The organism is Chitinispirillales bacterium ANBcel5 (assembly GCA_029688955.1).
Lineage (GTDB): Bacteria > Fibrobacterota > Chitinivibrionia > Chitinivibrionales > Chitinispirillaceae > Cellulosispirillum > Cellulosispirillum alkaliphilum.
The window spans coordinates 59723-82785 of the sequence record JARUKZ010000005.1; the positions used below are offsets into that span (position 1 = coordinate 59723).

A 23063-nucleotide genomic window follows, 5' to 3' on the forward strand; every position below is an offset into this window, starting at 1 on the left:
TAAACTAGTAGTTGAGGAATATTTGGCAGCAGGAGAAATCATAAAAAAAGTCAGGGAAGGCATTCTTGAGAATGGCGTCGACATTCGTTACAAACTTGGTGCTTATCAGTTTGTTTTAAACGGCCTGGACTTTTACCTGACGAGTCTTGGCGAAAAGCGCCATGTATCGGGCACAGAGTTTTCATTTGCACTATTAGGTTTTGCTCATAATCAGTATGGCCCTGTTGCACAGAGTGTGTTACGAGAGTGGGGGATCAAATCCACAGAAGATTTTGGTAACATCGTTTATAATATGATCCAGGTTGGTATACTGAGCAAACAACCAGAAGATTCTCTTGACCATTTTGTTAATGTAGTAAATTTTGATGACTGGTTTAGTAAACAGGATCCATTTAAAATTGATCCCAACCACATAAAAAGAATAAAAGGTGCTTGATCTTAAGCAGAAGTTAAATTATATTTGATTCTTCTTGTGATAGTTATTTGAAAGTTTGTGTGCCGCTTTAGCTCAGTCGGTAGAGCAAGGGACTGAAAATCCCTGTGTCCGCAGTTCGATTCTGCGAGGCGGCACCATAAATCAGGGCTCACATTTTGTGGGCCTTTTTTTTTATTTTCTGCTGCTTTCCATAAATAGTTCCCAGTATACTTTTCAATCTCTTGTGTCTCAGGCAGTCATGGGTATATATTAGATTAATATCTTTTTTTCCTTGCACAAGAGTACAATGCCGAACGAAATGCGGGACAATCAATGACTTACCAAAAACGTACTCTGGTTCTCTTAGTCGGGATTGCGGGTATTTGTAGCCAAAACATGGGGGTAGATGGATGAAAAGTGTGGCAATTATTTGTGGAGCGATACTCACCGTCATGAGCGGGTGTGCTCCTCAGCAAGATAGTGATGGAATGTTTGAGGCCCAACAGATAGATTTTCTCAGTTTGCAAAATAAAGCAGAGGCATTTGTTCCTGAAATCGGTACCGATGGAGGAGAGATTGTTCTTTCCACCTTTTCTGATCCCAAATCTTTTAACCCTATTACATCAACTGAGACCAGCACTTCTGAGTTTACCGCTCTTATGTTTGAGGGACTTGTTTCATTAAACGCAGTAACCCTACAACCTGAGCCAGCTCTCGCAGAGAGGTGGGAAGTCAGTGAAGATGGTCGGACATACACTTTTTACATGCGCCCCGGTATCCAGTGGTCTGACGGTACCCCAATTAGTGCCTATGATGTAGAGTTTACCTTCAATGAACTTGTTTTTAACAACGACATCAACCCTAACAGTGCCCGTGATATCTTCATCATTGAAGGGGAAAGAATAGAGGTAGAAGCACTCGATAGCGTTCGTGTTGAATGCAGACTACCCTTTGTTTTTGCACCATTTTTACGAACGATGTCCCAGGAAATCCTTCCAAAACACAAACTTGCCCAAACTGTGGAAGCCAATGAGTTTTCTACTGCTTTAGGAATTCAAACTTCAGCATCAGATATAGTAGTAAGTGGCCGGTTTAAACTTGAGTCATATACTTCAGGCCAAAGAGTTATTTTCCGCAGAAACCCTCACTACTGGAAAACAGACAGTGAAGGCAATCAGCTTCCCTACCTGGACAGAGTTGTTTATCAAATTGTTTCGGACCAAAATGTTCAGCTGGTACGGTTCAAAAGAGGTGAAATAGACTATCTTACCGCGCGGGGAGAAGACTATCCCGGCCTGAAGCGAAATGAAGAGGACGGCAATTACACCGTGTACCGGCTCGGTCCGGCAAGAGGAAGTAACTTCCTTGTGTTCAATCAAAACCTCGATACCGATAGCCAGGGCAACACTTACGTTGATGAATCCAAGCTTCAGTGGTTTAGAAATCCCAACTTTCGCAGAGCCGTCTCTTATGCCCTGGACCGGGAGAGTATGATTCGAATCGTAATGAATGGCCTTGGGTATCCCCAGTGGTCTCCCATGACACCATCAGAAGGATTTTTCTTTAATCCTGATGTAGACAAATATCCTTTTAACCGGGAAAAAGCACTCCAAATTTTGGAATCTGAAGGATTCAGTGACCAAAACGGTGATGGGATTCTTCAGGATAAGGACGGTAATCCTGTTGAGTTTACCTTTGTTACCAACAGTGGCAACACCGATCGAATCAGAATCGCTGAAATTATCAGAAGGGACCTTCAGGATCTGGGAATGAGAGTCCATTTCCAGCAGGTTGAATTTAACAGCCTTATTCAAAGAACAAATAATCCCCCCTATAACTGGGATGCTATTCTTCTTGGCCTTACCGGTGGTGATGAGCCCCATTTCGGTAGAAATGTCTGGCACTCCAGCGGCACTCTTCATATGTGGTATCCCCGCCAGAGCAAGCCTTCAACCGATTGGGAAGCACGGATCGATTCAATATACAACGAAGCTGTGCAGATCCTTGATCCTGATGAGCGAAAAGTACTCTATGATGAGTGGCAGAGAATTGCTGCCAGAAAACAGCCGTTCATATACACCGTTTTACCCGAAAGAATCCTTTGCCTTCAGAATCGCTTTGGCAATATAAATCCATCAACCAATGGTGGGATTCTTCATAACCTTGAATACATTTACGTTAAATAAGGCAGCCTATTTTTGCAGCGTAGAAACTTAGAACGTGTAACGGTCGTCAGGGAGTCATAATAACAGTTATGATCGATGAATTGTTTAGACGGGTGATGATCTCTGTTCCCCAGCTGCTGCTGATGTCTTTTATTACTTTTTTGTTTATTGACCTTGCACCTGGAGATATACTTGCCAACTATCGCTTCGACCCCAGAATCAGCGATGAAACCGTAAGAGAGATCGAGGAACGATTTCACTTCGATAAGCCAATCATTATACAGTACGGACATTGGTTACGGAGAGCTGTCCAGCTCGACTTCGGCTACTCTTTTTCAAGACATGCAAATGTTACCAGTGTCATCTCAGAGCGACTCTTTAACACTCTCTTACTATCCTTTTTCTCCATACTTTTTACCTGGCTTATCGCTATACCACTTGGGATATACGCCGCAGTAAAACAGTACTCCATAGGAGACAGGATTCTGTCTTTTATCTCCTATTTTGGGATGTCACTACCCGGTTTTTTTCTGGCACTTTTAGTAATGTATCTGGTTTATCTTGGACGTGATATGCCTTTTCTTTCAGCCATCCCTATTGGTGGCATGGTTTCTTCGGGGTATGAAAATCTAAGTTTTGTGGGAAAGCTTATAGACAGGGCTGCTCATATGATAATACCTGTGACAGTTCTTACTTTCGGTGCATTGGCAGGTCTTCAAAGAATAAGTCGTGGTAATATGCTCGAAGAACTCAGAAAACAATATGTTGTTACAGCACGGGCAAAGGGGCTTTCTGAACATAGAGTTGTGTACCGACACGCACTAAGAAATGCAGTTAACCCTCTAATCACTCTCTTTGGCTACCAGTTCTCTTCACTGCTGAGCGGAGCTGCGCTTATTGAGATCATAGTCAATTGGCCCGGCCTTGGGAGTCTTATGCTGGCTGCTGTTCGGGCACAGGATGTTTTCCTGGTTATGGGCAGTATGATGATTGGAGGAGTTATGTTAATAATTGGAAACATGATTGCAGATATTCTGCTTCTCGTTGCTGACCCAAGGGTTAGAAGGTAGCACCAGGAGAGTATATTTTTATGAAATTTGACCACAGAGTGCTGCATAAATTTCTACGCCACCCGCTGGCAGTACCGGGCCTTGTAGTATTGGCCCTTTTATACTCTGTAATGATTTTTGCAGAATTTGTAGCTCCCTATCACTATGATGATTCAGACAGAGAGCGTTCCTTTCAACCACCAAACAAAATTCATTTTTTTCATGAAGGCAGCTTTACCTTCCCACCGGTAGTATATCCCTACCAATACACCTTTAACCGCTACTATGAAAGAGTGTACGTAGAAGACCAAACCCAACCCCACCGGTTAACCTTTTTCCCAAAAGGCGAACCCGTAAAACTCTGGGGTATCATTCCCATCTCACGGCGCCTCTTTGGGGTCGAAGGTAACCCGGAGAATGTCCGATTCTATCTGATGGGGGCTGATCCGGTTGGAAGGGACCTGTTTTCCAGAATCATTTACGGCTCACGAGTCTCCCTCACGGTTGGCTTCTTTGGTGTCGCTATCACATCTATTCTTGGGTTTCTTATCGGTGGAATATCGGGCTACTTTGGTGGCAAAGTAGATTCCTTTCTTATGCGCTTTGCCGAATGTTTCATGCTCGTACCCTCTTTTTTCTTAATGCTTGCTTTAAGAAGTGCCTTTCCCATAGAAATGTCTTCCGTTCAAATCTATTTTCTGGTGGTGATCATTATGGGGTTTGTAGGATGGGCTGGTTTTGCAAGAGTGATACGAGGTATGGCGCTGTCTATCGGTAAAAGAGACTATGTAACCGCAGCGAAAGCTCTCGGTGCCTCTCACCTGAGAATTATTTTCATTCATATTCTGCCACAGACGTTCTCCTATGCGATTGTTTCCCTTACACTCACTATACCCGCCTATATTCTGGGCGAATCTGCTTTAAGCCTCATAGGACTTGGTATTCAGGACCCTCATGCAAGCTGGGGAAACCTTCTCAGTGCCGCGATGAACATCTCTGACATACAATACCATCCCTGGATTCTGTTGCCCGGATTGTTTATCTTCATATCCGTTATGGCCTTTAACTTTCTCGGTGATGGCCTCAGAGATGCACTGGACCCTAACAGATAGTCATAATCAAGCCTAATAACGATACTTAATCCTGCCAAACTGAAGCACTATCCTTTATTCGTCAACTCTGAGGTACTCTACACTTATATATCTCAATTGATTCCGTGGTCTAAATAGCATCTAAGTGGCTTGTACTACATGAGGTACAGTATTTGTAGTGAATAACTTATACACCCGGCCTCTCATGTTTTGAACATACTGAAAGAGGTGTATATATGCTTAGGAAAACATCGGTTTTAACCGTGGGTTTGATTTTACTGTTCTCTTTGTCTGTTTCTGCAACCCGCCTGTGGGTTATGATAGATGATGGTATTACCTATAAGCCGGTTCCCAACTGCGAGATAACCCTGTTTGATAACGATGATGGAATTGTTTTTTATGCCTATACTAATTATCGGGGGAATGTTTTTCTCAGAGGAGTAGGTGAAGGTGAATACAGAGGAGAGCTAAGAGTTTTCAACAGATACTACCACTTCACCATAGAAATCGACCATACACAAGAGGCAGACACCGTCTTTATCTATAAATGACCACATGCCTGGTTTATCGCAGATTCAAAGCATCTCTGATATGCCAGGCATAAAACCCCCTTCTCCCCGGGCCCATTATGGAGTTCTCCAGAAGCTCCTGTGCTTTTTCTCCCTTTTTCCTGATAAATTCTCTTCTGCTGCTGTAATCAGAATCTGCTTCACTCTGATTAGATAGTAATATTTTCTCTCTCACTGCCTGAAGAAACACCGGGTAGAATTCAAACTCTCTTAAATCGAACTTAAGATTCGGTTCCAAATCCTGTGGTGGATAAGGGTTAATAAGTCTGTACTGATATTTTACCAGTGTTGAATATTTCTTTGTACTGTGATTAAACTCTTTAAAGTTCCTAATCTTGTCCTTATAATGCTCTGAAAGGGTAAAATCTGACAGTTTTTGGCGGTGAAAACACAAGTATTCATCAAGTTGTAGAAACACATAGTAGGAATTATGGGGGTACCTTGATTGAAGAGTGGCAAAGAGGCTGCATTTTTCTGCAGAGGTGTGACCGTAATAGGGGTCCAGAAACTGTATCAAATACAGCATTGCGACACTATTGGTATACTGCCCTCCGTAAGCCGCTTTTCGCAGATAATCCAAGCCTTTTGAAAGGGATATTCTTCGACCACCTATGCTTAAGGCAGCCCTGACGATGCCGGGTGCTTTTGAAAGAGAGCTGTAAAACAGTCCCAGCCCTAAATAGCCGTCTTTAATTGAAGGTTCTGTCTCAACCAATTGCTCAAGAAGGCGCAGCGCCCCAAAACCATCCCGTGCTGCCTGGATTAAACTTCTCTCCATCTTCAGTGTGGCTCTGAACCCTTTGATCCCACCATGTATTAAAAGGTTTATAGCAAGAAGTGAATCGGGTGAGCTGCTCACATCCGAAAGCCTGAGCCCTTCAGGCGCAAGCTCATCTACCTCCTTCAGAAGCTCTAGTCTTGCCTGTTCATCAGGATACTCATTGTTTTGAATCTGGAAAATTTTCATGGACACAAGAAGCAAATAACTAAGTGGGGAAAGATGCTCCTCTTTTTCCAACTCTCGCATCACCAGAGCGATCTGCTCTGCACCATCCCAGTCAAAAGAGTAGATCAGATGGACCATTTTTTCGGCAAGCCTGTTCTGTTCAACCGAAACCCCTGGGTAGAGTGACTGCTCCTGCTTTTGAACATCACCCTTTTTCGCCAATTCAGGTTGTACATCGTAATTTGTGATATCCAGATGCTCTGTAGTTATATCAGTGCTGTCGTAGCTTAGATGCTCTTCGATGTCAGACTGCTTAAGAAGCGTTTTATCGGGAACCTGTGCGGGCTCAGTGAGTTCAACGTTTGCTGCCTTCAATGAAGAGAACTGAACGACAAGCAACACCACTCCCACCACTGCTGAGCGTGCTTTAGAAAATGATCTGTAAAAGGATGATTGTACCATGTTCTACTTTCAAGTTTAATTTTTCACCTGAAAAATACAGAAAGCAAAGAACAGATCAAATTTTTTATCCTTTTTTGTTCTATTTTTTGGAAAAAATCGTTGCCCTTAATGCCATAGACTTTCTTTTTAAACAGCACGTTCTCACATTATTCAAGTAATTATCAGATTGAAATTATTGATAATACAACCAGCTTTTTATGCTAGAGTTAGTTATAAAAAGCCCGGTCCATAAAAGACTCAACGAACCTTCAACTCATTGATAGTCAAACAGTTATGAAGGTGAGGATTTTACATACCCACGCGTCTCTCAACACTTAAAGCATGGTGAACAAAGGCTTCTGATCTGGCAAATACAGACAGAAATGGTGCAACGTGCTTTAATCCTTCAGGTGTCATCTCTGCAACAGAAATCCTTTTTTGGAAACTATCAACACCAAGAGGAGATGCATATCTGGCAGCACCACCGGTTGGTAGCACATGATTAGTGCCTGCCATGTAATCTCCCATTGCTACGGGAGTGTGTGGACCCAGAAAAATTGCTGATGCATTATTTATCTGTTTTAAATCTTCATGGGCATTTTCGGTGATTATCTGAAGATGTTCTGGTGCGATGCTATCTGAAAGCTCAATCGTTTCGGTTCTTGAAGAGGTTAAAAAGATAGTTATAGCGTGTGCGGGTAATTTCTCAAGTGTTTCTTTTGCCGGAGAGCGGCCGATCTCTTCCAGTGTAGCCCTGGCCACATTCTCTGCAACGGTTTTGCTTTCGGTGATACAAATAGCGGTTTCATCCCCTGAGCCGTGCTCTGCCTGTGCAAGTAAGTCGAGCGCCACAAATGTGGGATCAGCGCTTTGGTCTGCAATAACCACCACCTCACTTGGACCAGCCACCGAATCGATATCGACACTGCCATACACCATTCTTTTTGCTTCGGTTACATAACTATTGCCCGGCCCTACAATCTTATCTACCGCACGTATCGACTCTGTACCATACGCAAGAGCAGCAATAGCCTGAGCCCCACCGATTCTGTACACTTCGTTCACTTCAAGGTAGTGAAGAGCATAGGCGATCCCAGGGTCAAGGGTATCTCTTGGAGGAGTAACAGCAACAACTTCCTGCACCCCTGCTATTGTGGCCGGAATCACATTCATCAATACTGTAGAAGGATACACGGTATAACCGCCGGGAACATAGAGCCCTACCCTTTTAAGAGGCTTTATTACCTGGCTAAGTGTGCTTTCATCAGTTGTAATGGTGAAGCCTTTACCACCCTGTTCTTTATGGTACTGTTCTATTCTTTTTGCCGCTTCCCTGATCGCCTCTTTAAGTTTTGGTGAAGCAGACTGTGCACTTTCCGCAATCTCCTCTTGTTGTAAGCGTACGGTTGAAGCATCGAGTTTTCGACGGTCAAACTTCTCAGTGAATTCAAACAGGGCCTCATCCCCTCTTTTCTGAACCGCTTCAAGCACCGCAGAAACAGCACCGTTTACCTCTTTATCCCGCTTTTTTCGGGCAGATTCAATGAGGTGCATAAACCGTTTGCCAGCATCACTGTTTATCTCAACAATTGGAATCTCGTTTCTCTTAGCCATCTCTAATCCTCCAGGGTATATATACTGTATATAGGCTTCATAAGATACTTTTCAATCCCTTTCTCTGGCAAGATAAGAGACAACTATTCGGTCGGGAAATGCATCGTTTTATTCTCTGCCAGTGTCACTACTGTGCTCTGTACATTTTTTAGCAGCAAAGTTTTACCTTTCGAGTCCATTAAACTCTCTGTTTGTTTCAGGCCCTCTGTGCTAACGATCTAAACGGATCTTGGTTCAAGCCCCAAAGCCGCTCTAATCTCCGCAGCTTTTCTTTTTACTACCTCGAGACTCGAGGTAGTATCCCCCGTTTCAAGAATTGGTAAAAGCCAGTTTTTTCGTGAAGAGAGCTGTGGCGGACCACAAAAGCGTAGTAGTTCACTGGTACCGAAGTTGATCCTTACCGGTGATGCCCAGGGGAGAGTGACCAAATCATGGTGATAGTTGTTTCCTGCCGGTACTGATTTACGCCCCTTTTTTATAGAATAAAACTCTTGCTTATTTACCCTAATAACAGTCTCTTGCGGCTCTCCACCCGGCCACTCTACTACCGCAAGGTTCTGAGCCCGCTGCTTGGCTTCATGAAGCAGCAGCGAACCAATAACGTAGCGATGACATACACCCGCCTGGGGATGGATTGGCCAGGGGCACCCATCGAAAACAACTGTTCTGCAGCCATTTATCCAATTATTGTTGATTAAATCAAGCAGTTCCCCTATGGCTGACGGGTCCTCTACTTTGACCGGATAGCCACTTCCGGTCTTTGCATTTACATTACCCAGTTTCTTAAATCGAAAATATCTCCCTGATCCGGTAAGCTTTTCAAATTGTGTACCCGAAAATCCCCTTGCTCTGGCACTACGGTGAATCCGTATATCGGCAAAAAACGGAAAGCCAAACCCCCGCTGTTTTTCGCTCTTCTCCAGTACGTTTAAAAATTCCTTGGACCGTGTACCCCAGCCTTTATAGCCGATCGTGAAAACAAGAGGTGGTTGGGAATCATCTTTCATGCTCATAAAACCTCAAAGCTGCTAAAGTTTCCTGGTACTATTAGTGGCAATCGCAGTGCCACCTGGCACTATATGTTTATTGTATCTAAATGGCACAAAAAATGCTCTCTATTCATACTAAAGTTTAAACCACTAACTTAAATGATTAAAAGTGAATGAGCTATGGAAGTGATATTTACCATAATAGTAGGACTTATCGTTCTTGGGATTTTAGTTTTTGTTCATGAATCAGGGCATTTCATTGCAGCAAAGGCCTGTAAAATAACAGTTCTTACCTTCTCCCTGGGCTTTGGCTCTGCTCTGCTTAAAAGGAAAAAGGGTGACACAGAATACCGAATCAGTGTTATTCCTTTTGGTGGCTATGTGCGTATGAAGGGAAGTAGCCCCGAAGAGAGCAGCGGAGCTTCAGATGAATACAACTCAAAGCCCCTGTGGCAGCGGGCAATTGTTGCCATTGCAGGACCGGCGGCTAATTTTCTGTTTGCCATCTTTTTGCTCTGGGTCGCCTATATTCATGGTATCGAGCGTCCACTTTTTATCGATGACCCTACTATTGGTGCTGTTAGGCCCCAGTCCCCGGCCCAGCAAGCAGGGTTTCGAGCAGGTGATAGTATCATCGCTATAGATAATCAAACTATTGAATCCTGGGAAGATATTCAGACACATCTGCTCAAACGCCATGAACAGTACATTTTTACCGTCATTAGAAATCACCTCCTGGAAAAAGAGATCAGATTCCAACCTCAGTTTGAAGACAATAACCCCACTGCCGGAATCGAACCGGTATTTCCTCCCGTACTAGGGGAAATCCGGCCTGAATCTCCCGCTGAGCAAGCAGGGCTTACTCCCTTTGACACAATTATTCATATAGAGAACGATACTATCATATCATTTCAGCAAATGGTTTTCATTGTGAACGAACTTGGTGAAAAGCAGGATTCCATATCCATTGTGTTAAAGCGAAACGAAACCTACTTAACTAAACACCTTTCACCGGTGTATGATAGTTCTTATCAGAGATTTGTACTGGGTGCTCAGGCTGCTCCTCCTCAAACCCGGCACATTAGCTATGGAGTACTGCCTTCCATTCCCATGGCTTTTGAAAGAAGCTACGAATTCACCACACTCATTTTCAGAGCTGTTGGCTTACTGGTAACGGGCGGAGCGTCGGTGGATGAGATGGCGGGACCTGTTGGCATAGTGCAACTTTCAGGGCAGGCAGCCAGGCAAGATGTCTCATCGATTATGGTTTTCATGGCTGTCATTGGTATTAATCTGGCAATTATTAATCTTTTACCCCTTGTGATCACTGACGGGGGTGTATTACTCTTTATTGGCCTGGAAGCAATACGGGGAAAACCCCTTTCTCCAAAAACTCAGGAACAAATCAATAAAATTGCTGTTCTTTTCTTTCTTGGGCTCTTCTTACTGCTGATTTTTGTAGATTTCAGACGAATCTTCTCCTGAATTCAGCAGCTTTTTTCCGTTACGGATCAAAAAGATGCCAGCTTTTCTTTATGTGGACATTCTTTTGGAAAAGAATTATAATTATCTAAAACACAAGCACTTAATTTTCTAAGTTACTTTTTTTCATGCAAAAAAGAAAAGATCGTTTTTCAGCTCTTAACAACAATAAACAGGATCTCTTTATCCAGAAGAATTCCTCTGAAGATACTGTTGAAGAGACAATGACTGAAAATCACCAGGCAGACATGTCCATGTCCAGGGCTGTTCAGGCAGCATTAATCCCCTCGTTTTTCCCTGCCGTGCAAGAGTTGGATATCTGCTCATTCTATTTACCCGCAGCTCCTCAGCGAGGAGATGCTTATGATGTTATAAAGCTTTCAGAGAAACTCTTTGCATTTCTTATCTTCGATGTAACAGGTAAAGGGATCGCCTCTACCCTCTTATCATCATTAAGCAGAGTTTTGTTTTCAAAGTATCTTCGTGCTAACACTCCCCCAGGAATAGTTTTAAAAAGGGTTAATGAAGAACTCACAGCGAGCTTAAATACCAAAGACTATCTTACTGCTTTTTTGGGATATCTTAACCTTGACAATCACACCCTAACCTTTTCAAACGCCGGACATGCTCATCCCGTTGTCTACAAAAGTGAGTCGGGTGAACTGGTAGAGCTTACAACCCAAAGTACCCCGGTTGCCCTTTTTCAGGAAAGTTATTTTGAAGATCAAAGCATAGTTCTTGAACAAAATGACTTGATTTTTCTATTCACAGACGGGCTGTATGGCATCTATAGTACTACACCAAACCATGGACGAAAAAAACTTCAGGAAAACATTTGTCATTTCGCAAAAAAAGGTTCGCCGCGAGCACTGATAAATCACCTAAAGAGTAGTGCTAAGGCTACAAAGAGGCCCCTGTGTGATGATATATCCGCTGTTGCCATTAAACTGCAGCCTGATTCTGCAAAAATTTTCCTGAAAAAACAATTAGGCTTTGCTCCTGCAGATCATGTTCATATACACTTTATCAGATATTTTGAAGATATGGATCAGTCCGTTTCTACAGTGCTTACAGCAATGGATAACACCGGCTTTAGTGACAGCTCTATAAGAAAAATGAAAATATCCCTCTCAGAGTTGATTGTAAACGCCATTATGCATGGCAATAAAAGGGATTTCTCCAAAAAAGTGGTGATAGGCTACACTGTAGAAAAGCACAGAATCGATATCTCTATTCTCGATGAAGGAAAGGGTTTTGACCCTGACTCTGTTCCCGACCCAACTTTGCCCGAAAACATATTAAAGGACTGCGGACGGGGGATATATATTGCGCGTCACTACTGCGATGATCTACGTTTCAATAGTAGTGCAAACAGAGTGACCATCACAAAATTCTTACATACAGATAAGGATGAAGAGTGAAAATAGGGATTGCCGGATATAGCGGATCAGGAAAAACCAGTGCCGCTTCATACCTTTGCGACACAATTGACTGCGAGCTGATAGACGGTGACGTTGAAGCAAAAGTAATCATGAACAGTAATGATTCCATTAAAAGGAAAATTAAAGCTAGCTTCGGACCGGCTTGTGTTATCAATAACACTATCGATTTTAAAACTTTATCTGACCAGGTTTTTAGATCTGTAAGCGAGCTTAGGGCATTAAACAGCATTGTTCATCCCCAGCTAATTGCTCATCTCAAAGAGCGTATTGAGCAATCAAAGTGTAAAAATGTAATACTTGATGCAGCACTAATTCCTTTGTGGAATGCTGAACGTTGGTTTGATCAATGTGTTTGGATTAGTGCTTCAAAAGATGTTAGATTAGAACGTCTTAAAAAGAAAATTCCTACCTTACCCGAAGGCATGATCATTAATCGGCTTACTATTCAGGAATCTCTTTTTTCCCCAACATCCGATGAGCTGTGGACTGTAATTGAAAACAATAGTTATTTTGGCTACCTTAAAAAAAGGTTAGATGAGTTTTATCGTAGCGTAATTAAATCAGATAAAGTTAGGTACAACAAATGAATACTTATTTAGTACCCTTTTTTTAATCCGGTTGTAATTTGTGTTTATAGTACATTTTCTTTTGGGTTATTAGCAAGTGATCAAGCAGCATTCTTCATTCATAAAACAACTGATTGCAGGGATCGACTGCATTTTTATTTTTGCTGCATTCTATCTAAGCTACAACTTTACCGGTTTGAACAGAAACCTTCTTCCCTTTAACAGCTATTGGATCATGTCAGCAGGGTTCTGTTTCTTTTACCTCTACTTTGCCTGGACCCGTTCTCTTTTTTCTATACTTGATTTCAACTGGATACAGAGCCTTTACAGCAAACTTTCGGTAATCTTTCTTTCATCCGGAATTCTTGGTGCAGCAGTTCTTTACCTTGTGCCCGAAAACAGAAACAGCCGCTATCTGTACATTACTTTTGTTTCATTTTCCTTTATTCTTATCTCCTTTCAAAAAACTGTTTTGAAGATCGCTATCACGTATATTAGACGTAGTAACAGAAATGTTTCTCCTGTTGTTTTCTTTGGCCATGGGAAAAAGGCTGCACAGATTTACCATGATATTACCACGCATCCAGAGTGGGGGATGAAAGTCGTTGAACGACTTTATGTAACCACCCCTCCCCGGCATTTTGAAAGCATCCTTAAAAACAAATACATTGAGGAAATTCTTTTCTGTATCCCCAAAGATTTCCACAAAGATGGTTTTTCTCTGGAGCCGTATTTAAACATTTGTGATGAGATGGGTAGACCGGCAAGAATTTTTCTTAATCTGCCTGGTGACTCTCCCTCATCTCAATGGGAATACCAAAGTTTTCTGGAGCATTCCACCCTTATTTCACACTCCTTCCAATTTGATCCTGATCAGTTGTTATTCAAACGCCTCTTTGATATCGCCGGATCATGTGTCGGTATGTTTTTTTTCCTGATTACCTTTCCCTTTTTTGCTGTCACCATAAAGCTCACCTCCAGGGGCCCTGTTTTTTTTCGCCAAATTCGTGTTGGCAAGAGGGGTAAGCGTATTGTAGTTTATAAGTACCGGTCTATGATTGCCAACGCCGAAGAGAAAAAAGACACCCTCAAATCTTGCAATGAGTGTGAGGGTGCCATTTTTAAACTAAAAAACGACCCAAGAGTTACCCGTTTCGGCTTTTTAATGCGAAAATTCAGTCTGGATGAGTTACCACAGTTTATTAATGTATTAAAAGGGGAAATGTCCCTTGTTGGCACCAGGCCCCCAACTCCCGAAGAAGTACAGATGTATTGTAATTGGCACCACAGAAGAATAAGCATAAAACCCGGGTTAACCGGTTTGTGGCAGGTTAGCGGAAGAAATAAAATTACCGATTTTAATAAGATCGTTAAACTGGACCTTAAATACATAGACAACTGGAGTATATGGCTTGATGTTAAAATCATACTTAAAACCATACCTGTACTGTTTAAGACCGATCACGCCTACTAAGTCCCTCTCCTTATTCTTTATCCTTTTTACATCTCTGCACTGTTTCGCTGTTCCCATTGAAAACTGGCGACTCCCTCTGTTTCAATTATCGGCCGATATGGGCTGGGTTGAAACTTCTCCCAGTGGCATGTTCTGGAAACACCATTCCTATAGCGAGCTAATTTCGATGATTTCGGAACACGAAATCACCGATGATTTAACCAGCTACTGGCGTGTGGAGCCTGCCCTCACCGGTGGATTTCTGTTCAAGGAAGATCATGATGATAACTCTTTCTACAACGCTAAATTTGTAAATGATATCAGATTCAGAAGGCTTTTTTTCCGACAGGCCCTGGATGTAGACAGCAGATATCTGGAAGATCAATACTTCCCTGCTCACAGAGGACGCAATGCCCAGGGACGCATTGAGGAAGCGTACATGCAGTACAATTACAATCACGGCTTTTTACGGCTGGGTCGTATGAACCGTAACTGGGGCCCCTTTGCAGAAAAAAGCATGCTCCTCTCTTCTCATCCCTATACCTATGATGCACTTGAGTGGCAACTCTTTGCCTCCTTCTTTGAATTCAGAAAACTCTTTGCTGCTTTTCCGCTGAAAAGGTCTGAATGGGACACTCAGCTTGGTGACCAACGTGGCGATACAATGAATCGCTATTTTGCCGCTCACGCTCTCAATTTCATGTTAGCCGACTGGATTACCTTTGGCTTTTTCGAAAGCGTCATCTTCGGAAGAGAATCCGGAATCCCAGACTTGTCTTATGTTAACCCTGTGTCTGTCTATTCTGTAATAAATCTAAACAGAGAGAGTGAAGTTAATCTTATGGTTGGTTTTCACTGGGCAATACGAGCCTTCACAGACAAAATAGAATGGAGAGGACAAGTAGCAATCGATGATTTCCAGATCGACAATGCCGAGGATACAGGCAGAGAACAGAACAACGAGCCCAATCACTGGGGTATTTCATCGGCTCTCTATTTCAGAAATCTCCTCCCTTTAAATCTCTCTAATCTCATTAAAGCCCAGTACAAAAAATCATCTCAGTGGCTCTATACAGTGGATGACCGTAATACCCTTCGTGGAGAACGGTATTCCTATCTGGGCAGAAGCCTTGGGCTACCAGAAAATGACTTTGACCGCACTTCACTTAAGTTCGCTGTAATAGGAGAAAACCTGTGGACTGCATCCATTGAAACAGCCTACGAACGAAAAGGGGAAAGGAACATTTTAAGCCAGTGGATGGATTCCCATATGGATGAGGATCTACGGGGGTTGCCTTTTAATTACACCGATAAAAGTTTTCCTTCCGGCGACCATGTACAAAGGACCATTGAACTTTCTACTGAAATCAGCGGCTTTTTCAGAAACCTTGCAAACGGACGCCTGAAATTTTCCAACAGATGGATTCAAAACAAAAACAATAAAAGAAACAGCAGCTACGTATACGATCCTCTGCTCCACTTCGAGTTGAGTTTTCATTACGGCAACTGGACACTGTCTTTACCTGATTAATTTTGTTATGATTGATGCTTTCGAGTTCCAAAAACCACCTTTGGCTGTTCCAAACACAGCCAAAGAGGTATCTAAAGAGATACTATCCCAGCTTAAATTTCTTGTGAAGCAAGATAACCGAAGCTGTCTTGAACAAAACTTTAAAGACAGCTTCGATCACATCCTTAAGCTTTTTGATTTATATCAAAAGCTTGTAGTTGAAAATCATTCAGACAACAAAACCTGTTATAAAGGGTGCCAATGGTGTTGTTATCACTGGGTTGAGGACGTTAACTCTTTTGAAGCTCAGATCATTGCTCAGTATATACGTAACACAATTCCCCACAAAATCGAACAAATTAAAGAACAGTGTGTCAGCGATATCGAATGTATACAGAATCTGGACAGTCTAGTTTCGGACAAAATCGCGGAGGAAAACCTTGGTGATGAGTTTGACCCTACATTCCTGCTGCTTTCATCTTTTTACCAGCTAAAACGCCCCTGCCCCCTGCTTGAAAAAGATGGTTTATGCAGTATCTATCCCGTTCGCCCGCTTACCTGCAGAGTGTATATGAGCTTTTCTGATCCCGGGCGATGCAAACCAGGGCATATAAATGATTCAGATATTCCTACCTATATTCTCGACCTTGAGGAGGAAGCAAACGAAATCATCGATTCTTTGCACTTTAAGTTTCAACGATTTGAAGATGACACAAGTTTACGATCTTTACTTTTAAAACACCTGTGACATTCTGAGTAATTTATTTTTCTGTTGAACTCTCTTCAGTGGATTTGTCCTCTTCCTCCTCTTGGCGCTCTTCCTCAAGTTGTTCCAGTACAGCTTTGAAGTAAACATCAGGGGATCTTTTCATGATTTTGGAAAAATCGCAAGAAAAGGCTTCATAGTTTTCATAGCCACATTCTTTTGCGATCTGCTTTAGATCCGCATCCGGTTGGCGCATTAAAGATTTGGAAAGGGTAATTCTTCTAAAAGAGAGCATATGTTCGAAGGTATTTCCCAGCTCCTTTTCTAAATTTTCAGTGATCTGCTGAGTGGTTAAGGAAGTTTCCTTAGCAAGGCTTTCTATACAAAAGTGAGGATCAGATAATGATCTGTCCATAATCGTAAGTATATTCTCAGTAGTCTCGGAAAATCCTTCTTCTTCCATTTTCTCATAATCATCCTCTTTTTTCTTTTGATGAATCATGTTCGCAACAACGATTATAATAATTATAGAGATTATGATCAAAAGAATCACCATAAATAGCTTCAGAGGAAACATGGCCTGTCTGAGAACGACTCTCCCCCACCCCTGGGGACTATATCTGTTTGTGGGAATCGAACCGGACCAGGAGTAAAAGGAGGGTACCTGCTCCCCTTCATCCAAATCCATTATGGTAACATCGAAGCCAAATCTTCGGGGCGGGAACTCAAGATCTGATAGTACAGTAAAAGGGATCTTTGCTTCTATTGTGTAGCCGGTGTCATTTATCTGTGGTCGCCATTTCATCTCACGGGAAATCCGCACCCCAATACTGTCATCCACAACAAACCGGTAATCATCAATTGAGGGGGCTACAGTATTGCTTCTGGTATTTGGCCCAAAGCGTATACTGCGATGGTTAATCCCTGCAAAAGGAGTGGCGCTTTCATGCAAATCTATATGCAACTCCACATAATCCCCGGGGGTGATCGATGAATCTCTTACAGAGATAGCAAAAAAGAGCCTTGAAGAACTCCATAGCATTTTAAAATGCGCCTTATCTTCTATAGCTTCAACTCTGGCTGATCCCCACTCATCAAAATGACCATCAATGGTAAAAGAATCGGGCTCCAGTGTTTCGATACTTATGTATCTTGAGGAAGAACGTCGCACTTCTTCTCCCCTGTAGATCCATCGGTGCGCTAAGGGTGGTGAATGGATTTCTGTACTGTCGGGATGAAAAAGAATATAGCCAAAGCGAAGGTTAAGCTGATCATGGTTTGGAAAATCAGGCCCGGGAACCCACTCTGCTCTGTAGGGTCCCTCAGCTAATACTGCAAGTGTATCAGTGACGTTCATCGAGTGGTGAACCAAAAGCATAACCGAATCCACCTGACTAAACACTTCAAGCTCATAAGTTATTGTATCACCACTCAGGATACTCAGTAATGGCGGAGACACCACCCGTGCACTATCCGAAGTCATAATGATCCCTTCATCCTCTATGCTATCAGTGGAGATACGAATGAAAGAATCCTGATCGATCAGCGCCATTGTAGATTCAGCATACACTGCATTGGTACACAAAAGCACCGAAAGCCCAATAATCATAGCTATTGTGGTTTTTTCTTTTTTCATAATTAAAAAGTATAACCGGCACCACCACAGCTGCAAGCATATTGTGAGTTGGTTACCGTTTTATCCCCGCAAACACTTTCGATGTTTTAAAAACTTAGGCGCTACTGCCACCAAAAATGAAAACAGTGGTATGAGCGGAATGGTAAATGGTTTTACACGGTGTTTAAAGGAGTTTGAAAGATGAGAGATTTTTTGATACATTGCCGACAACTGGGTATCGGTTGAATTTACCATTATTTCACGTAACAGCAAAAAGAGCTTTTGTTGCCGTCGCTGGTTTTTACGCCACTTCTGAGAGTATACTTTAAAGGCTTTTTGGCCTTTTTTGGGGAAATTTTTTATCGATTCCACAGCATAGTCTGCTGCTTCAAGAGCGTTCATTATCCCACCTGCAGTTAGTGGATTGCACTGCCTGGCTGCATCACCTATAATAAGGACGTTTTTATTGGCAAGTTTAACCGGGCTTACACAAATTGGGATGGAACCGGTAATTAGCTGCTGTTTTTTAGCACCCGGAAGATACTTTTCCATAAAATAATGAAGGTAGTGTTGGGCTCTTGGACTACCGGCTTTGGGATGATAGAGCGCCGCTCCCACTAGAATTGTTTTGTCCTCTTTTGGAAACACCCATATATAGCCCGAATCGATATGTTGGCTACCAGTGAAAAAGTGTAGATAGCCATCATTACAGAAATCACTTTCTACCCTGTACTCTACAGCACTTGCGACTTCATTTAGTGAAAGTGACTTTGTTAACCCTGCCCATTGCCCGACTCTGCTCTCCGGTCCATCTGCTCCCACGATTACATCTGCAGTGATTATCTCTCCTGATTCCAGAACGACTCCGCTCCAGGCACTGCTGTTTCCTGGCAATAACCCGGTAACAGTGGTATTTAATCGTAACTGAGCCCCTGATGCAACAGCCTTTTTTGCAAGAGAGCGCTCCAGCCGGTCCCGATGTAACACCACCCCGGCATCCCTAACAGCTCTTTTGGCAACACCCGTTCCATTAAGGTGCATTGAGAGTCCCTGGATATTACAGGCGATCCAATCCTCATCAATGGATAAGAATCTTGATAGCTCAGCCCTGTTACCGGTAGCTTCACCACAGCGCACAGGCTCACCGATCAGAGCGCGCCTGTCTACAATACACACTCTCTGCCCTGCCCCGGAAAGTTTACTGCCCATATACAATCCTGCTAACCCAGCACCTACTATCACGGTGTCAAATTTCATGTCAGGCGCCTCTTATAGCTGCAACAGGACAAAAAACCTCACACTTACCACACCCAATACAGTTGGATGAGATGACACTTGAAGCCTCAAGTACTTTTATAGCCATTACAGGACAAACTGCTGAACAACCGGCGCAAAAAGTACACTCCTGCTGATCGATGTGAAATGCAGAACTCATTTATTATCTCTGAAGAAGCTAAATTAATGATTGTTAGTTACAATTTATACCGTAAAAAATATAAATGATATACTTTGGTATAATTAAAAATTTCGCTCTGATAAACCGCATGGAATCGAAAAGTAGGGGGTAGATAAAAAAAGTGCGCCGGCGTTGCACCGGCGCTTCCGCTTCACCCAAATTGCTGCAAGAGGGCCTTGCAGGTAGGATAGTAATTGCTGGTACTGATAATATAGCAAATCTTAAGAACCTGTGCAAGATTTTTTTTCTCTTTTCTATAAAATTTTCCTACTTTTGAGGTGAAATCAGATCGCCCCATACCTTTTCATCTATTTTGGCGAGTTTTGAAAACAGTTCCTTTGCTTCTTCTGCCCTGTTGAGTGTTATTTTTAGATCCAATTTCGCCTTTTCAAAAAACGGGGACGGGCTAAATTGCACTTTCCCTCTGTTGGGATTAGATTCACTAACCAGTGTATTCCACCTTTTTTGCATGGTTGAGAACACAGGAAAACGTCTTGAATACAACTCCTGACGCAATTTTTGAATTTTTTGAGGTGAATTCAGGGACTGGTTATCGAGAAAAGAGGCGATTTTCGGCTCAGTCAAAATCTCTCTTACACTCCTGTTTTCATTGTATGCAATCTCTGGTAACCACTGAAGAAGCTCCCTTTGCATCTGACGGGAAAAGGAGAGCGAGCCAAAGAGTTGTGCCATCTTCTTTCTGTCGTTTGCTTCTAAACTCAGCAAATCCTGAAGATTGGTAAGATCTATCACTCCCCTGTCTACCATTTCTACTATTTCGGTATCAGCGTCGCTTAGCAACTCAAGAGTATGAATCTGCTCGGTTTCAATCCCGCAAACAGAAGCTGCTTCAAGGTACTGAACCTGATCGAAGGTCTCCCTGATCCAGGCAAGTGTGGCTATTTTTTCCTTAAGACTTTTGGGGCGATCACGGTTAAGCATTATGCGCAGAAGTGTTTCGTCCTGAGAGGAGAGTTTTATGCTTATACAGTTTATTTCACTACTCTCTTTTTGAGTACTACGCAGAAATCGTTTCACTCCATCTATAATTGTATGGCTTTGGGTGTCCGTTTCATTTACCACTACAGGAAATAGTGTTGAGACGCCATCCCCACACTCTTTAATATCATAGAAGGTGTTTTTAGGTATAGTTATATTTTGCGGCTTCAGCTGTTTGATCTGGAGCCCGGAATTGAACTTTTCCATCAACTGATCGATTCTAGACTGCATCTGCGATTGACGCGTATTTTCTGTAGTCATCTAAATGTCCTCTTTTCAGGGCTCCGTTAGCCACTATAGTTGCTTTCTGTTCTATCACTTTTTTAACAGCTGTTCTCTTTTCTGCGCTCAGATCAGCTCTTCCAAGCAGCTTTTGCAGCGCGCAGATCCTTAGCTTATCCTGACAGGGAGTAGATGATGAGAGTTGATCGCTATGTCCCCCGTATCTCACCAGATGAACCTTATTTACCAGCCCCACTTTTTCTTTAAGCGCGATTCTCAGCCACAGATCATAATCTTCACACGCCCTCAGTGTTTCATCAAAGCCCCCGTGAGCATCAAACAGTGTACGCTTTATCATCACACAGGAAGGAGAGATCATGCACCGGTGCAAACTAACACCAAACAGATCTCCATCCCGCTTTAAATGACTGCGCGGGGGATTTACTCTCACTCCCTTTCTTACCCACAGTTCCTGGGACTGAAAAATAGTACATGATTTGTGCTGATCGGACCACTCCAACTGCTCTTTTAGTTTTTCCGGTTTCCACTCATCATCTGAATCAAGAAAGGCTATCCATTCACCACAGGAGTGCGCGACTCCAAAATTTCGTGCCGCTGATACTCCACTGTTTGTATCAAGAGAAAGCACTGTTACAGATTTATAGTCCCGGAGCTGTTTTAGAGTATCATCACTGGAGCCATCATCGACTACTATGAGTTCAAAATCTTTATAACTCTGCTTTAGAACAGAATCAACTGCCCTGCTGATCAGTTTTGCTCTGTTATAGACCGGAATAATTACACTTATACGAGGCATAGTTCTTAAAATACTCTTTAATACTGCTTCCACGCTAATCCCAAAACAAATATTCACCCCTGCACTGTCCCTGTAGTATCTTCTACTCTCCTGTTTTTTCCCAAAAGGATTGAGAATTGCTCCTTACAGTAAGATGGAAAGGAGATTAAACTTATGGAAAACATTAAAACCACTCATAATAGTTATACAGTAGCTCAGGTTACACCCTTGGAGTCTTCAAGCATCTTTACCCTTATCTCCTATTCAGTCCTCACCCTTGGTCTCTATATTCCTGTGTGGTTTCTTCTGAATAAAAAGGCTTTGAATAATCTACAATCTGAGGAGAAACTTAGAGGGGAAATCTTTGTCCATACACTTATACTGGCCAGTATAAGTTTAATTATCTGGTTTGTATTTCGTATACTATCCTTAGATCCCACACCAGGAATCGCAAGCCTTCAAAATGTTACCCGTATTCTTGATATAGTGGTTTTTTTGACAATCACTGCCCAATGTTTTAAAGTCAAAAGAATGCTCAATGATCATTTCAACACCCACAAAAAGTTTGATTTTAAATTTTCTGATTTAGCTACATTTTTTCTTCAAATCTTCTATCTCCAACACAAAATCAATAAATTCAATGCAATAGCAACCTCCTCAAAACAGACTGGCAACTAAAGCACCGAGGCTTTTAGGTACTTTTAAGCACCCAAAAGCCCCTTGTATTAAAGCATAGATGGCGAGCGAACCATACACACAAGGTGTTCACTATCACTGTCGTAATTTTCTCCGTTAAAGCCGCCAAATGATCTGTAGATAAATAGACCCGCTTTACGGACTGGTTCCAGAAAATCGGTTAAGCTATATGGGTATTGAGTATGTATCTCCCACGCACCGTCGGGATAGTCAAAACGGGTGTAGGCGGTTTTAGTCATTTTGTCGTATACTCTGTGCTGAATAAAGCGATATCCATCCACATTACGAACCATCTTCCCAAAATGACGATTAACATAGAGCGGCTCGGTATTGGAGTCGAAGAGAAAAAAACCACCCGGAACCAATGCCTTTGATATCATTAAAAAAAGTTCTTCCAGTTCCTCGGTTCCCTTAAGGTAGTTAATCGCATCAAAAGTACAGGTGATCAGGTCATACTGTTTCTGAGGTTCAAAACGTCGCATATTCTTTACATAGAAATTTGCGCCAGGCACTTTTCTGGATCGTGCAACCTCAATCATTGCCGCAGAAAGATCCACCCCATCAACCTTGTGTCCCTGTTCGGCAAGATAGTTAGCCAAAACCCCTGTACCACAACCCAAATCCAGTATATTGGAACAGGACGGACAGTGTCTTGAGAGGGTGTTCTCTATGAGGGGTTTAAATGTTTCCACACCATCAGCCCAATCCTGATCATAGTACTTGCATAGCCTTTCATATTCTTTGAGCCGTTCCACCATTTTCCCCCTTTTTTCTGATGAGCATAAAATTTGCTTTTTTTTGTCCATAGCTCCTCAATATTAACCTTTATAGAAAGAAAAAA

21 protein-coding genes and 1 tRNA gene are annotated in these 23063 nt (G+C 42.4%); 13 read left to right on the forward strand and 9 right to left on the reverse strand.

Annotation, left to right across the window (positions count from 1 at the left end):
• Positions 1 to 22: 22 nt before the first annotated feature.
• The 6 genes from QA601_03995 to QA601_04020 all read left to right on the forward strand — a co-directional run bounded on the left by QA601_03995 (position 23) and on the right by QA601_04020 (position 5271).
• The gene (locus QA601_03995) at positions 23 to 436 is read left to right on the forward strand and encodes a hypothetical protein (GenBank protein MDG5814227.1); all 414 of its coding nucleotides are present in this window, start codon (positions 23 to 25) and stop codon (positions 434 to 436) included.
• 61 nt (positions 437 to 497) lie between these two features.
• Positions 498 to 573 (forward strand) — tRNA-Phe (locus QA601_04000).
• Between the two features lie 252 nt (positions 574 to 825).
• On the forward strand, positions 826 to 2601 hold the full coding sequence (locus QA601_04005) for an ABC transporter substrate-binding protein (GenBank protein ID MDG5814228.1): 1776 nt from the start codon (positions 826 to 828) through the stop codon (positions 2599 to 2601).
• Positions 2602 to 2669: 68 nt separating this feature from the next.
• Positions 2670 to 3650 (forward strand): ABC transporter permease, encoded by a 981-nt coding sequence (locus QA601_04010; protein ID MDG5814229.1) that lies wholly within the window; start codon positions 2670 to 2672, stop codon positions 3648 to 3650.
• Between the two features lie 20 nt (positions 3651 to 3670).
• Complete coding sequence (locus QA601_04015; protein ID MDG5814230.1) at positions 3671 to 4741, forward strand: ABC transporter permease; 1071 nt, start codon at positions 3671 to 3673, stop codon at positions 4739 to 4741.
• Positions 4742 to 4956: 215 nt separating this feature from the next.
• Complete coding sequence (locus QA601_04020) at positions 4957 to 5271, forward strand: hypothetical protein (GenBank protein MDG5814231.1); 315 nt, start codon at positions 4957 to 4959, stop codon at positions 5269 to 5271.
• A 13-nt stretch (positions 5272 to 5284) separates the two neighbouring features.
• On the opposite strand, the gene QA601_04025 is transcribed toward QA601_04020, so the two are convergent.
• The 3 genes from QA601_04025 to QA601_04035 form a co-directional block, all read right to left on the reverse strand.
• Positions 5285 to 6697 carry a hypothetical protein gene (locus QA601_04025; GenBank protein ID MDG5814232.1) on the reverse strand — a complete coding sequence of 471 codons (1413 nt, stop codon included), beginning with the start codon at positions 6695 to 6697 and terminating at the stop codon, positions 5285 to 5287.
• A 288-nt stretch (positions 6698 to 6985) separates the two neighbouring features.
• A complete protein-coding gene (gene hisD, locus QA601_04030) occupies positions 6986 to 8290 on the reverse strand; it encodes a histidinol dehydrogenase (GenBank protein ID MDG5814233.1) in 1305 nt (434 codons plus the stop codon).
• Between the two features lie 218 nt (positions 8291 to 8508).
• Positions 8509 to 9297 carry a hypothetical protein gene (locus tag QA601_04035; GenBank protein MDG5814234.1) on the reverse strand — a complete coding sequence of 263 codons (789 nt, stop codon included), beginning with the start codon at positions 9295 to 9297 and terminating at the stop codon, positions 8509 to 8511.
• A 162-nt stretch (positions 9298 to 9459) separates the two neighbouring features.
• Between QA601_04035 and rseP the strand changes: the two genes are divergently transcribed.
• The 6 genes from rseP (at position 9460) to QA601_04065 (ending at position 16480) form a co-directional block, all read left to right on the forward strand.
• Positions 9460 to 10764: an RIP metalloprotease RseP gene (gene rseP, locus QA601_04040; protein MDG5814235.1), complete on the forward strand. Its 1305-nt coding sequence runs from the start codon at positions 9460 to 9462 to the stop codon at positions 10762 to 10764.
• Positions 10765 to 10889: 125 nt separating this feature from the next.
• Positions 10890 to 12182, forward strand: a complete 1293-nt coding sequence (locus tag QA601_04045; protein ID MDG5814236.1) for a SpoIIE family protein phosphatase — start codon at positions 10890 to 10892, stop codon at positions 12180 to 12182.
• Positions 12179 to 12790, forward strand: coding sequence for a dephospho-CoA kinase (gene coaE / locus QA601_04050; GenBank protein ID MDG5814237.1), 612 nt, complete (start codon positions 12179 to 12181; stop codon positions 12788 to 12790). The genes QA601_04045 and coaE overlap by 4 nt, the downstream gene beginning before the upstream one ends.
• A 76-nt stretch (positions 12791 to 12866) precedes the next feature.
• Positions 12867 to 14243 carry a sugar transferase gene (locus tag QA601_04055; GenBank protein ID MDG5814238.1) on the forward strand — a complete coding sequence of 459 codons (1377 nt, stop codon included), beginning with the start codon at positions 12867 to 12869 and terminating at the stop codon, positions 14241 to 14243.
• Positions 14185 to 15753, forward strand: coding sequence for a hypothetical protein (locus tag QA601_04060; protein MDG5814239.1), 1569 nt, complete (start codon positions 14185 to 14187; stop codon positions 15751 to 15753). The genes QA601_04055 and QA601_04060 overlap by 59 nt, the downstream gene beginning before the upstream one ends.
• A gap of 7 nt (positions 15754 to 15760) precedes the next feature.
• The gene (locus QA601_04065; protein MDG5814240.1) at positions 15761 to 16480 is read left to right on the forward strand and encodes a YkgJ family cysteine cluster protein; all 720 of its coding nucleotides are present in this window, start codon (positions 15761 to 15763) and stop codon (positions 16478 to 16480) included.
• 13 nt (positions 16481 to 16493) lie between these two features.
• On the opposite strand, the gene QA601_04070 is transcribed toward QA601_04065, so the two are convergent.
• From QA601_04070 to QA601_04090, 5 genes are all read right to left on the reverse strand, one after another.
• Positions 16494 to 18074 carry a sugar-binding protein gene (locus QA601_04070; protein MDG5814241.1) on the reverse strand — a complete coding sequence of 527 codons (1581 nt, stop codon included), beginning with the start codon at positions 18072 to 18074 and terminating at the stop codon, positions 16494 to 16496.
• 60 nt (positions 18075 to 18134) lie between these two features.
• A complete protein-coding gene (locus tag QA601_04075) occupies positions 18135 to 19310 on the reverse strand; it encodes an NAD(P)/FAD-dependent oxidoreductase (GenBank protein MDG5814242.1) in 1176 nt (391 codons plus the stop codon).
• A gap of 1 nt (position 19311) precedes the next feature.
• A complete protein-coding gene (locus QA601_04080; protein ID MDG5814243.1) occupies positions 19312 to 19488 on the reverse strand; it encodes a 4Fe-4S binding protein in 177 nt (58 codons plus the stop codon).
• Between the two features lie 288 nt (positions 19489 to 19776).
• The gene (locus QA601_04085; protein MDG5814244.1) at positions 19777 to 20769 is read right to left on the reverse strand and encodes a hypothetical protein; all 993 of its coding nucleotides are present in this window, start codon (positions 20767 to 20769) and stop codon (positions 19777 to 19779) included.
• Entirely contained in the window at positions 20729 to 21547 is an 819-nt protein-coding gene (locus tag QA601_04090) for a glycosyltransferase family A protein (protein MDG5814245.1), read from the reverse strand. The genes QA601_04085 and QA601_04090 overlap by 41 nt, the downstream gene beginning before the upstream one ends.
• Positions 21548 to 21700: 153 nt before the next feature.
• Here QA601_04090 and QA601_04095 point away from each other — a divergent pair, with 153 nt between their 5' ends.
• Positions 21701 to 22204, forward strand: a complete 504-nt coding sequence (locus QA601_04095) for a hypothetical protein (protein ID MDG5814246.1) — start codon at positions 21701 to 21703, stop codon at positions 22202 to 22204.
• Between the two features lie 47 nt (positions 22205 to 22251).
• On the opposite strand, the gene QA601_04100 is transcribed toward QA601_04095, so the two are convergent.
• Positions 22252 to 23028, reverse strand: a complete 777-nt coding sequence (locus tag QA601_04100) for a class I SAM-dependent methyltransferase (GenBank protein MDG5814247.1) — start codon at positions 23026 to 23028, stop codon at positions 22252 to 22254.
• Between the last annotated feature and the right edge of the window lie 35 nt (positions 23029 to 23063).

What these genes read in the sequence shown, in the direction of transcription:
- QA601_04015 (MDG5814230.1), top strand. Translation starts at nt 3,671, where the DNA reads ATGAAATTTGACCACAGAGTGCTGCATAAATTTCTACGCCACCCGCTG.
- hisD (MDG5814233.1), bottom strand. Translation starts at nt 8,290, where the DNA reads ATGGCTAAGAGAAACGAGATTCCAATTGTTGAGATAAACAGTGATGCT.
- QA601_04080 (MDG5814243.1), bottom strand. Translation starts at nt 19,488, where the DNA reads ATGAGTTCTGCATTTCACATCGATCAGCAGGAGTGTACTTTTTGCGCC.
- QA601_04045 (MDG5814236.1), top strand. Translation starts at nt 10,890, where the DNA reads ATGCAAAAAAGAAAAGATCGTTTTTCAGCTCTTAACAACAATAAACAG.
- QA601_04020 (MDG5814231.1), top strand. Translation starts at nt 4,957, where the DNA reads ATGCTTAGGAAAACATCGGTTTTAACCGTGGGTTTGATTTTACTGTTC.
- QA601_04085 (MDG5814244.1), bottom strand. Translation starts at nt 20,769, where the DNA reads ATGACTACAGAAAATACGCGTCAATCGCAGATGCAGTCTAGAATCGAT.
- QA601_04100 (MDG5814247.1), bottom strand. Translation starts at nt 23,028, where the DNA reads ATGGACAAAAAAAAGCAAATTTTATGCTCATCAGAAAAAAGGGGGAAA.
- QA601_04025 (MDG5814232.1), bottom strand. Translation starts at nt 6,697, where the DNA reads ATGGTACAATCATCCTTTTACAGATCATTTTCTAAAGCACGCTCAGCA.
- QA601_04090 (MDG5814245.1), bottom strand. Translation starts at nt 21,547, where the DNA reads ATGCCTCGTATAAGTGTAATTATTCCGGTCTATAACAGAGCAAAACTG.
- QA601_04095 (MDG5814246.1), top strand. Translation starts at nt 21,701, where the DNA reads ATGGAAAACATTAAAACCACTCATAATAGTTATACAGTAGCTCAGGTT.
- QA601_04035 (MDG5814234.1), bottom strand. Translation starts at nt 9,297, where the DNA reads ATGAAAGATGATTCCCAACCACCTCTTGTTTTCACGATCGGCTATAAA.
- QA601_04005 (MDG5814228.1), top strand. Translation starts at nt 826, where the DNA reads ATGAAAAGTGTGGCAATTATTTGTGGAGCGATACTCACCGTCATGAGC.
- QA601_04060 (MDG5814239.1), top strand. Translation starts at nt 14,185, where the DNA reads ATGTTAAAATCATACTTAAAACCATACCTGTACTGTTTAAGACCGATC.
- QA601_04070 (MDG5814241.1), bottom strand. Translation starts at nt 18,074, where the DNA reads ATGAAAAAAGAAAAAACCACAATAGCTATGATTATTGGGCTTTCGGTG.
- QA601_04010 (MDG5814229.1), top strand. Translation starts at nt 2,670, where the DNA reads ATGATCGATGAATTGTTTAGACGGGTGATGATCTCTGTTCCCCAGCTG.
- QA601_04065 (MDG5814240.1), top strand. Translation starts at nt 15,761, where the DNA reads ATGATTGATGCTTTCGAGTTCCAAAAACCACCTTTGGCTGTTCCAAAC.
- QA601_04075 (MDG5814242.1), bottom strand. Translation starts at nt 19,310, where the DNA reads ATGAAATTTGACACCGTGATAGTAGGTGCTGGGTTAGCAGGATTGTAT.
- rseP (MDG5814235.1), top strand. Translation starts at nt 9,460, where the DNA reads ATGGAAGTGATATTTACCATAATAGTAGGACTTATCGTTCTTGGGATT.